The 10546-nt window shown below is 63.6% G+C and carries 13 protein-coding genes; 2 read left to right on the plus strand and 11 right to left on the minus strand.

The features are described 5' to 3' along the window. Window positions 1-7: 7 nt before the first annotated feature. From nusB to ribBA, 3 genes are read right to left on the minus strand one after another with little or no spacing between them, the layout of a single operon-like run. Window positions 8-427 carry a transcription antitermination factor NusB gene (gene nusB / locus ACYCTF_RS09990; RefSeq protein ID WP_461284007.1) on the minus strand — a complete coding sequence of 140 codons (420 nt, stop codon included), beginning with the start codon at window positions 425-427 and terminating at the stop codon, window positions 8-10. Beyond that, window positions 424-903 (minus strand): 6,7-dimethyl-8-ribityllumazine synthase, encoded by a 480-nt coding sequence (gene ribH / locus ACYCTF_RS09995; protein WP_461284008.1) that lies wholly within the window; start codon window positions 901-903, stop codon window positions 424-426. Before ribH ends, nusB begins: the two co-directional genes overlap by 4 nt. After that, on the minus strand, window positions 900-2006 hold the full coding sequence (gene ribBA, locus ACYCTF_RS10000) for a bifunctional 3,4-dihydroxy-2-butanone-4-phosphate synthase/GTP cyclohydrolase II (protein WP_461284009.1): 1107 nt from the start codon (window positions 2004-2006) through the stop codon (window positions 900-902). The genes ribH and ribBA overlap by 4 nt, the downstream gene beginning before the upstream one ends. A 65-nt stretch (window positions 2007-2071) precedes the next feature. Here ribBA and ACYCTF_RS10005 point away from each other — a divergent pair, with 65 nt between their 5' ends. Both ACYCTF_RS10005 and ACYCTF_RS10010 read left to right on the plus strand, forming a co-directional pair. After that, a complete protein-coding gene (locus tag ACYCTF_RS10005) occupies window positions 2072-3262 on the plus strand; it encodes a protein kinase domain-containing protein (RefSeq protein WP_461284010.1) in 1191 nt (396 codons plus the stop codon). After that, entirely contained in the window at window positions 3231-3746 is a 516-nt protein-coding gene (locus ACYCTF_RS10010; RefSeq protein WP_461284011.1) for a hypothetical protein, read from the plus strand. The genes ACYCTF_RS10005 and ACYCTF_RS10010 overlap by 32 nt, the downstream gene beginning before the upstream one ends. Here the strand turns inward: ACYCTF_RS10010 and ACYCTF_RS10015 are convergent. From ACYCTF_RS10015 to ACYCTF_RS10050, 8 genes are all read right to left on the minus strand, one after another. Further along, complete coding sequence (locus tag ACYCTF_RS10015; RefSeq protein ID WP_461284012.1) at window positions 3743-4042, minus strand: riboflavin synthase; 300 nt, start codon at window positions 4040-4042, stop codon at window positions 3743-3745. The two genes, ACYCTF_RS10010 and ACYCTF_RS10015, sit on opposite strands and share 4 nt — an antisense overlap. Window positions 4043-4087: 45 nt before the next feature. Continuing rightward, window positions 4088-4744, minus strand: coding sequence for a hypothetical protein (locus tag ACYCTF_RS10020; protein ID WP_461284013.1), 657 nt, complete (start codon window positions 4742-4744; stop codon window positions 4088-4090). A 4-nt stretch (window positions 4745-4748) separates the two neighbouring features. Further along, window positions 4749-6041 carry an AAA family ATPase gene (locus ACYCTF_RS10025; RefSeq protein WP_461284014.1) on the minus strand — a complete coding sequence of 431 codons (1293 nt, stop codon included), beginning with the start codon at window positions 6039-6041 and terminating at the stop codon, window positions 4749-4751. Between the two features lie 189 nt (window positions 6042-6230). After that, window positions 6231-6824: a riboflavin synthase gene (locus ACYCTF_RS10030; RefSeq protein WP_461284015.1), complete on the minus strand. Its 594-nt coding sequence runs from the start codon at window positions 6822-6824 to the stop codon at window positions 6231-6233. 44 nt (window positions 6825-6868) lie between these two features. Continuing rightward, window positions 6869-7948: a bifunctional diaminohydroxyphosphoribosylaminopyrimidine deaminase/5-amino-6-(5-phosphoribosylamino)uracil reductase RibD gene (gene ribD, locus ACYCTF_RS10035; protein WP_461284016.1), complete on the minus strand. Its 1080-nt coding sequence runs from the start codon at window positions 7946-7948 to the stop codon at window positions 6869-6871. Then, entirely contained in the window at window positions 7945-8424 is a 480-nt protein-coding gene (gene nrdR, locus ACYCTF_RS10040; protein WP_461266451.1) for a transcriptional regulator NrdR, read from the minus strand. Before nrdR ends, ribD begins: the two co-directional genes overlap by 4 nt. A gap of 4 nt (window positions 8425-8428) precedes the next feature. Further along, the gene (glyA, locus tag ACYCTF_RS10045) at window positions 8429-9694 is read right to left on the minus strand and encodes a serine hydroxymethyltransferase (protein WP_461266453.1); all 1266 of its coding nucleotides are present in this window, start codon (window positions 9692-9694) and stop codon (window positions 8429-8431) included. 130 nt (window positions 9695-9824) lie between these two features. After that, complete coding sequence (locus ACYCTF_RS10050; protein WP_461266455.1) at window positions 9825-10310, minus strand: hypothetical protein; 486 nt, start codon at window positions 10308-10310, stop codon at window positions 9825-9827. Window positions 10311-10546 lie beyond the last annotated feature (236 nt).

Genomic DNA, 10546 nt, shown 5'->3' on the forward strand with positions numbered 1-10546 from the left:
TCGACGACTATCGCTCGTGGGCGCGCAAGCCCTTCGCCGCCCGGTCGAGCACGGCGTTGACGAACTTGTGACCGGCCTCGCCCCCGTAGCGCTTGGCGAGCTCCACCGCCTCGTTCAAGACGATACGCTGGCCGATCTCGGGGTGCGACCGCAGTTCATAGACGCCAATACGCAAAATGGCGCGCTCGACGGGATCGACCTCGGCCAGCGGCCGATCGAGGTGCGGGGCAAGCAGGGCGTCGAGCCCCTCCACGTGTTGCGGTATCTCGCGGATCAGTTCCGCGAAATAGGCCTCGTCGATACCGCCTGTGCTCTCGGGATCCCGCAGGAACAATCGGCCAATGTCATGCCACGGCTGGGCTGTCAGCTGCCACTGATAGAGGGCCTGCAGCGCCTGGCCGCGGGCGCGCGAGCGCGGCCCGCTCATGAAGGGCGCAGGCGGCGCAGAAGATCGACCATTTCCAGGATCGACAGGGCCGCCTCGGCCCCCTTGTTGCCGGCCTTGGCCCCCGACCGGTCGATGGCCTGGGCCACCGTATCGACGGTCAGTACCCCCAGCGCCACCGGCACGCCAGTCTTGAGACTGACCTGCGCAAGCCCCTTCACGCACTCGCCGGCCACGAAATCGAAGTGCGGCGTGGCCCCCCGGATCACGGCCCCCAAGGCCACGATGCCGTCGTAAGAACCGGCCTCCGCCATGACCTGTGCTGTGAGCGGCAACTCGAAGGCGCCGGGTACGCGCACGACCGTGATGCGCTCGGGCGCGGCCCCGTGGCGGCGCAGGGTGTCGAGCGCACCCTCCAGGAGACGTTCGCCCACGAAGGCATTGAAGCGCGCCAGCACGATCCCAAAGCGCCCCTCGCCCGCCATAAGCGACCCGTCGACCACCGCCTCTGTCTTCATGTCCTCCCCCCCGCCGTCGGCGTCACATATTCCACGACTTCCAGATTGAACCCGGCGAGACCCGGCGCCTTGCGCGGGTGACCCAGGACTTGCATCTTGCGCACGCCCAGATCCAGTAGAATCTGACTGCCAAGGCCCACTGTGCGCATGATCTCGCGCGCCGTCGGCGCCTGGGACTCCGGCGCGAGACTCTTCAGGCGCACCATAGTCACGGCCGTCTTGGCCGGCTGATCCAATACCACGACGACCCCACGGCCGACCGAGGCGACATAGCGCAGGGCGTCGGCGAGCGTCCATGATGGGGTGTGCGTGTCGCCCAAGAGGTCCAGTAGGCTCTCCTGGACATGGACCCGCACCGGCACCGGCCGCGCATCGATCTCGCCACACACGAAGGCGAGATGGAGCCGATCCTCGATGTCGTCATGATAGGCCACCTGCCGAAACGACCCGTGGACCGTCTCGATCAACCGCTCGTCCAGGCGGTGTACGTTGGAGTGATGTTGTAGGCGATAATGAATGAGGTCGGCGATAGTGCCGATCTTCAGGTGATGTTCGGCCGCGAAGCGCTCGAGATCGGGCTGGCGGGCCATCTCGCCATCGTCTTTTAGGATCTCGCAGATGACGGCGGACGGCTCGAAACCTGCGAAACGCGCAAGATCGACCCCGGCCTCGGTATGGCCGGCGCGCGCCAGCACCCCACCACGCCGGGCCATGATCGGAAAGATATGACCTGGGCTTACAAGATCCGACGCGCGCGCCCGCGAGGCGATGGCGGCGCGTATGGTGGCGGCCCGGTCGGCGGCGGAGATTCCGGTCGTCACACCCTCGGCGGCCTCGATGGAGGCCGTGAAGTGCGTGGCGTAGCGCGAGCCGTTCTCCTTGACCATGGGCTCGAGCCCCAGCCTTTCGCAGCGCTCGGGCGTCAAAGTCAGACAGACGAGGCCGCGCCCATGGCGTACCATGAAGTTGATCGCCTCCGGGGTGACCGCCTCGGCGGCCATCAGAAGGTCGCCTTCATTTTCGCGGTCGGCGTCGTCCATAATGACGACCATCCGACCCGCTTTAAGTTCGTCTATGATTTCAGGGATGGGGCTTATGGGCATGAATGTGACACTCAACCGGCGAGCTGACCGGGCCCGAATTATGACCGACCACGGGATGGAAGTCGATGGAACCACATAGAACCGGCCGCAATGAACCGCACGCCACGCTGATCGAGCCAGGACGTACCCTGGGGCCATACCTAGTCTTGAGCACGCTGTCATCCGGCGCGCGCAGCATCGTTTACATGGCGCAGGACCTGAGCCTCGATCGGCCCGTGGCCTTGAAGACCGCGCCGCGCGGCGCGATCTCGGTCATTGCCGAAGGGCGGGTTCTGGCGCGCTTCAGCCACCCGAACATCGTGACCCTGCACGGCCTCTGGTCGGAGCCCCCGGTCCTGATCCTGGAATACCTGGTCGGCGAGACCTTGAAGGCGCGGCGCGAACGCGTGGGCCCGCTCCCCGAACCCTATGTGCAGAAATGGATGCAAGAGGCCTTGAGCGCGTTGGAGGCGGCCCACGGACAAGGGCTCGCCCATGGGGCGATCCGCGCCGACAACGTCTTCCTTACCACTGATCAACGCGTCAAGCTTCTGGATTTCCGCCAGACGAGCCTCGGAGAGTCGCCGCCCATGCCGGCCGACGACGTCCGCGCAGTCGGGCGCCTCATGCAAGAACTCTTGGGAACCGAGACCGGACCGCTCGCCGATATCGCGCGCGGCGCCCTGCTCGGCCGCTATGCCACGGCCCGCGCCTTACGCATGGCCGTGACCGCAAGCCTCGCACCGGCCAGCGTAGCGGCCGCCACCGCCGAAGTCGAAGCGCCAGCGCCGGCGAACCTGGCGCCGCCCCAAACCCCTCCGACCGAGGAGCCTGAAGACCGGGCCAAGACCGGGCCCTTGTTGGTCGAGGATCTGTCGCTGGCCGCCGCGGAGCTGTCGGACCTCTTCGAGGAACCGTCCATCAACCCCATGTTGCCGGCGTTCAATGAGCGCCCGGGCTGGGGGCGGCCGATGAGTGGACGGGCGCGCGCGGGTATCGTGCTCGTGCTTATCACGGCCCTCACGCTGCTCGGCCTGAAACTCGCGTGGCCGCATCGCCATGAGGCCTTGAAACCCGTCACCCACATCGCCCACGAGGTCACGCACATGGCCCATGGCGTCATGCGCGTCCCCGACAAGCACCGGCGGGGCTCGACGGCCACCGCCACGGCCGCGCCGACCGCCGCGACGCCCAAGCGCAAGGCCCATCCCAAGACTGCCGACGTCGTCGTGAGACCAGGAGCTTATGCCGCGCTGGCGCACGCTTGGGGCGGTTAGTCTCGCCCTGGCACTGGCCGGCTGCGTCCGGCTCCCCCCGCCTTCGAAGCCCGCGCAGACCGCTGCCTGCCGCGTCGGCACGGCGTGGTCGACGGCCTATGCACGCGTACGTCGTTTGGGTGACCTCGACGCCGGACAGGTGCAGGTCTTGCATTACCAGGTGACGGCGGAGCCCCGTCGCGGCCGGCCCTGCGGGTCGCTCACGCTCGACAAGACGCTCATCCTGCGGCGCGGGCCCGGCCCCTTGCGGATCGTCGAAATCCGGGACTTCTATGCCCATGGCCGGTTGGTCGCCGATCACCGTGCCTTCATCGGCCACGAACTCACGGCAAGCGGGGTTTACAAGGCGCACGTGACCCTACCGATCCCGGCGCAGACGCCACCGGGGCGCTACCAGATCGTGAGCCTGCTCTACGCGCGTTGGGGCCAGGGCGCACCCCTGCTCATCGCGCGCGCGCAGACGCGATTCACCGTGGTCCGCTAGGCGGGGTACATAAGCCGCTCGAGGTAGCGCGCGATCAGATCCACCTCGATATTGACCGGGTCACCGGCGGCAAGGGCCCCGAGCGTGGTCGCCGACAGGGTGTGCGGTACGATCGCGAAGTGGACCTGCGCGCCTTCTATGCCGTTTACCGTGAGACTCACTCCGTCCACGCACAAGGACCCCTTGTGCGCCACGTAGCGGGTCAACTCGTGGGGAATCTCGATCGTCAACCTGCGCCCCTCGCCCTCGCGCTCGAGGCGCGCGACTGTGGCCACGCCATCGACATGACCCGACACCAAGTGGCCACCGAGTGGTTACGCACCCGAGACACCGAAGCGCCGTCACGCCCGCGCAAGTTCACGCAATTTATCACGAAAGTACGCGAAACTCGGCGATGCGTTATTTTCTACGTCCATATGCGGCGCTATCGCGTCGGCCCATTCCGCCTTTCGCGCACCAACAGCCTGCCAACCATCGGCAGATAGTGCGGCTGCCCCTCCTCTATGAATTGCCTCTGCCAGCCGTTCCCAGGTCCCACAAATGGCATCATTAACATACGCGTCAAGTACGGCCTCTTTGGCCATTGGATAGGCCGTCTTCACTGCTGGTATGTCGCCGAGAAGCCAGGCCTCCCCTTCTTCTATTGCAAAACAAAACCTTGCTTCCGGTTGCGGGTTACATGCATGCAGCACATCCAAAAGCTCCTTCCGAAAAACTTTGAAACACTTGGCGTCCAGATCACACACAACAACAACACCGCACCGGTATTCGCCCGAGCAGCTCGCAGAAGCCTTACCATACCCACGCAAAAGGCGCGGCAGTTCATTGAGCAACATTCGCTTTTTCGGGTCTACCGTCCCTTTAAGATCCTTCGGTATGTGGCCTATTCCCTTATAAGCAAGCACGCGAAACGTATGGCCCGCCCCAACGATCTTTGGAACGAGAATGTCGAGCGCCTTCTTCCCCGACTTATCTTCCACAAGGACCTCAAAATGCATGCCCTTACCTCGAGTCCAAATAATCGCTATACCAAAGCCCCCCCAGAGGTAACCCCTCCCCTACCAAACTTTTAACAATATCATCGTCGCTCGCTCTGCGTATCACGGAAAATCCATCACGCCCTTTCTCCAGAATCCACACCTCCTCCGGCTCTAAGGCGTCAACAAGATACGGCTGATGCGTCGTTATGAACACTTGAGACCCGCCCCGTTTCCCCGTCGCGTGCGCCCGGAACTCTTTTGCCAGAGACTCAAGGAGCTTGTGATACAAGCCGTTCTCCGGCTCTTCTATACACAAAAACGGCGGTGGAGTCGGATCCTCCAGCAATAGTAGGTACGCAAACACCTTGAGCGTCCCATCCGACATCTGTTGGGCGTAAAAGGGATCCTGAAATCCTCTGTCGTTAAATCGCAGCAACAACCTACCGTCTCTCGTTTTTTCCGTGTCTATCTTCTCTACGCCAGGTATCTTCTCCGCGATTCTATCGAGGATGCCCTGAAGCCGCTTCGGGTGTTCCCGCTCCATGAATTGCACTACGTTACTGAGATTATCCGCGTGTACGTTAAGATGTTTCTGTGGCCCAGCCAACGGTAGGCTCCGCGCCGCGTCCGGCGTAAAATAGCTGAGATACCATCCCTCTATGAAGCGCCGAAACGATGATATTCTCGGATGTTGCTTAAGGGATCCTAGGGTGGCAATACCGAGTTTGCGCCGGTCCTCAAGCTCCACGACCTCTGTCTCTCTTGACTCCTCCCTGTCTTTCCCAGATTTTAGCGACTCCATTAAGCCGAATAGGTCGAACTCCTCACCCGTTTCGTCAATTTGTCGCCCCTCATTTCCGCCCTTCCACGCAACACCTTTTCCTTCGTTAAGAACGAGAAACGAAAATGGTCGACCGTGCGTTTGACCCTTGCGCCGCTGCCGGAGGCGCTCTTTGAGGACATACGGCCTCCCAGACGCATCCATTTCAATAGAAAGCTCGTAGGTAATTGGCCTTGCGCGCAGATCCTCTTTATAGTAGACTTCGAACTCAAGTGGCCCACTATTACCCTGAGATAGTATTTTCTCAAATCCGCCTCGACCACGAGCATCACACGCCTCTTCGACACCTGACCTAAGACAATCCGACAAGAAACCAAAAGCATCGAACAACGTACTTTTGCCCGCGCCGTTTTTACCAATAACAGCTGTCAGTGGTCTCAGGGGCTCAAATTGCTGCTGATTCCATAGGCGGCCAAGAGTTACATCTCTTAATGCCCGGAAATTCTTAATGCGGAATCCCTCTATTTTTGCCATGCGTTCTGCCCTGCTCTTCTTGAAGGTAAACCGCGCGACCTTACTAACGCGGATGAATGGCCAAAGATGGTGAGGTCGAGGTGATCCACGGTTATGGTCGCTGAAAAACCCGCCAATCTGTGGAACCGTCTACCATTGAATGGGGTTCATAGTCCGTTGCTCAAGACTTAACGGGGTAACACGTAATGCCTAGATGCGATAAGTAAGCCGCTCAAGGTAGCGCGCGATCAGATCCACCTCGATATTGACCGGGTCACCGGCGGCAAGGGCCCCGAGCGTGGTCGCCGACAGGGTGTGCGGTACGATCGCGAAGTGGACCTGCGCGCCTTCTATGCCGTTTACCGTGAGACTCACTCCGTCCACGCACAAGGACCCCTTGTGCGCCACGTAGCGGGTCAACTCGTGGGGAATCTCGATCGTCAACCTGCGCCCCTCGCCCTCGCGCTCGAGGCGCGCGACTGTGGCCACGCCATCGACATGACCCGACACCAAGTGGCCACCGAGTGGTTCACCCATCTTCAGGGCGCGTTCGAGATTGACCGGATGCCCGGGCCGCAAGCCACCCAAGGCGGTGCGCGCCAGGGTCTCGGCCGACAAGTCCGCGGAAAACTCCGTCCCCACGCCCTCGATAAGGGTAAGACACACACCGTTGACCGCGATGCTTTCTCCAAGCGTCCAAGGCGCGCGCGCCAGTTCGGGGGCTGCGATGGTAAGCCTGGCACCCGTGCCGCGCGCGCTACGCCGCGCCACTTCGCCTAAGCTCTGGATTAATCCTGTGAACATGAGACCCTCTCGCGCCCACGCGACCGCGGTCGGGCCGCGCCCACCTAGGTCTTCGGCGTCAATGTGAGACGCAGATCATCGCCTACGCGTCGCGCGTCATCATAGCGCCAGACAGAGGCCTCGGAAAGCGCGGCGAGCGCGAAGTCGGCGAGCGGGCGACCGTGACCCAAGAGCTTGGGCGCCATGTAGACCACGAGTTCGTCGATGAGCCGCGCCTCGAGGAGACTTGCCAGCAGTGTCGGCCCGGCCTCGACCAGGAGATCGTTCACGCCCCGCGCCGCCAGGTAGGACAAGGCGGCGGCCAGATCGACGCGACCGGGCCTGCCGCCCACGGCCACGACCTCGGCCCCCACCGCACGCAGCGCATCGCCCTCGGGGCCATCGACCGCGGTCAGGACCACAGCGCCTACGCCTTGCGAGAAGATGCGGGAGGTGGACGGTAGCGCCAGATGCGAGGCGACGATGACCCGCAAGGGCTGACGAAGGGCGCCTACGTGCACCGTGAGCCTCGGATCGTCCGCGCGCACGGTGCCTGCACCCGTCAGCACGGCCCCCGACACGGCCCGCAGCCGCTGAACATCGGCGCGCGCCTCGGGTCCTGTGATCCACTGGCTCTCGCCGCTTAAAAGGGCAGTGCGTCCGTCGAGCGAAACCCCGACCTTGGCTATCGTGAACGGGCGGCCGCGCGTAACGCGCGACACGAAGCCGCGGTTCAGCCGGGCGGCCTCGGAGGCCATGAGGCCCGCCTCGACCGCAACCCCGCTTGCGCGCAGCCGTGCCAGCCCGCCACCGGCCACGCGTGGGTCCGGGTCCTCCATGGCTGCCACCACGCGCGCCACCCCGGAGGCGAGCAAGGCGTCCGTGCAGGGCGGGGTCCGACCGGTATGACAACAGGGTTCGAGGGTGACATAAGCGGTCGCCCCACGCGCCGATGGGCCCGCCTCCTGCAAGGCCAAGCGTTCGGCATGCGGCTCACCGGGCCGCACATGGAAGCCCTCCCCCACCACCCGGCCGTCGCGGACGATGACGCAGCCCACGCGTGGGTTGGGGGCGGTGGTCGCCATCCCGCCGCACGCCAGTTCCAGGGCGCGCGCCATATGAGCGCTATCTTGGGCTGCGCTCACGGCTTGGGGGTGAGGTTCGTGACCTCCTGGTCTTCCAGCCGCTCCATCTCCTCGCGGAAGGCATTGAGATCCTGAAAGCTGTGATAGACCGAGGCGAAGCGCACATAGGCGACCTTGTCGAGCGCGCGCAGCTGCTCCATTACCCACTCCCCGATCTGGCGGCTCGCCACCTCGCGCTCACCGCTTGCCATGAGCGAACGCCGCACGAAGGCGACCACGGCGTCGATCTGAGCGGCGTCGACCGGCCGTTTCTGGAGGGCGCGCTGCAAGCCGGCACGCAACTTGGGCTCCGCGAAGGGCTCGCGGCGGCCATCGCTCTTGATAATCTGCGGCAGCCTAAGCTCGGCGTGCTCAAAGGTCGTGAAGCGCTCGCGACAAGCCAGACACTCGCGGCGTCTGCGGACAGCATCCCCCTCGTCAGCAAGACGCGAGTCGATCACTCGGGTGTCTTCGGCGAAACAGAATGGGCAGCGCATGGCCTTAGATCACAATGCCCGCGCTATAGACCGGGAAGCGCGCACAGAGATCCGAGACCTCGCGGCGCACGCGTTCGGTCACGCCCTCGTCGCTCGGCCGCTCAAGGATGTCGCACACGAAGCCCGCCAGGGCCCGTGTCTCGCGCTCGCCTAGGCCGCGGGTGGTAATCGCGGGGGTGCCCAGACGGATACCACTAGTCACGAAAGGCGAGCGGGGATCGTTTGGCACGGCGTTCTTGTTGACCGTGATGTGGGCGCGTCCCAAAGCCTCCTCGGCCTCCTTGCCCGTCACCGGACGCTCGATCAGGTCGACCAGCATCAAGTGGTTGTCGGTACCGCCGGAGACGACCTTGAATCCGCGACTCATCAGGGTGTCGGCCATCGCCTGGGCATTCTTCACGACCTGCTGCTGATAGGTCTGGAACTCCGGGGTCAAGGCCTCCGCGAAGGCGACCGCCTTGGCGGCGATCACATGCATGAGCGGGCCGCCCTGGGTGCCAGGGAAGATTAGGCTGTTCAGCCGCTTTTCGATCTCCGGGTTCGGGCGTGCCAGGATCAGGCCTCCGCGCGGCCCGCGCAGGGTCTTGTGGGTGGTCGACGTGGTGACGTCGGCGATGCCCACAGGGCTCGGGTAGAGGCCCGTGGCAACGAGACCCGCGACGTGCGCCATGTCGACAAAGAGATAGGCGCCCACCTCGTCTGCGATCTCGCGAAACCGCGTCCAGTCTATGACGCGCGAATAGGCCGAGAAGCCGCCCACGATGACGCGGGGCTTATGCTCGCGGGCAAGTCGCGCGATCTCGTCGTAATCGATGAGCCCGGTCGTGGGGTCGACGCCATAGCTCACGGCATGGAAGAGGCGCCCCGAGAAGTTGACCTTGGCGCCATGGGTCAAATGGCCGCCGTGCGCAAGACTCATGCCCAGGATCGTATCCCCTGGGTTGATGAGCGCCAGATAGGTCGCGGCATTGGCCTGCGACCCCGAATGCGGCTGTACGTTGACGTATTCGACCCCGAACAGCGCGCGCGCGCGCTCCATGGCCAGGGTCTCGACCTGATCCACGTATTCGCAGCCGCCGTAATAGCGCTTCCCAGGGTAGCCCTCCGCGTACTTGTTCGTGAGACACGACCCTTGGGCCGCCATCACCTGGGGGCTCGCGTAGTTCTCGGAGGCGATCAGCTCAAGATGATCTTCCTGACGAGTCCGCTCCTTGGTCATCGCATCCCACAAGGGGCGGTCGATGTCCTTCAAACTTTTTTCGCTAAACATCCGGTTCCTCTTATCTGGCAGCGGTCGGTGTAATAAGCCCCTAAGGATACCCGATCTGCGGGTGCCGTGCATAACCGCGCGCCCCGCCCGACCTGTAAGGTCCCCAGGCCCGCATCTGGGCAGAGCACCCTCAGATCTCGTCGGATCGCGCCAGAAACTCCGCGAAGTCCAGGTAATGCGAGCCATCGCACGAGAATCGCAGGCCCACGGCCCCGCTCATGATGTTGAGGGATCCGGCACGCAGATAGACCTGGGGATCCTGAAACCGCAGCCGTTTGAACTGCGCCAGAATGGCGTCGATGGCCGCCTTCGGCACTGCAGCCGATGGGCTCGGGTAAGAAATCGCGGGATAGAGCCTGCAGATCGCGGGCGACAGGAACTCGTCCATGAGATGGACGCGGTACGTGAAGGGATCCCGCAGAAACCAGAGGGTTACCTGGCCCGTGGAGAAGTGTATCTTTACGTGAAACACGCCGCGCGAAGTCAGCAGCACCCGCACGCGCGCCAATACCCGGTCGAGCTCCCGGTCGAAGGCGTTCTCGACGCGTCGCTGCTCGAACACGAAGTGGCGCACCGACGGATCGCCTTGGATCTGTAACCACCGCCACCCGCCCATACCCGCTCCCACTCATCCTTGTGTCACGTCGCCCCCACTCTAGCGGGATGCGCAAGGCGGGGCAAACGCGACCACGTGACGAGACGCGACCGTCCCAGCCCCGCATTCTGGGACGGCCGGGCATCCAGGCGAAACGCCTTACCAGAACTTCCAGAAGGTTTTTGACGACAGCTTGCGGTTTACGCCCTTGGAGAGCAGAAAGGGCACATAGGCCTTATCGGTCCCAAGGATATGAT

This window comes from Acidiferrobacter sp., from assembly GCF_054609335.1.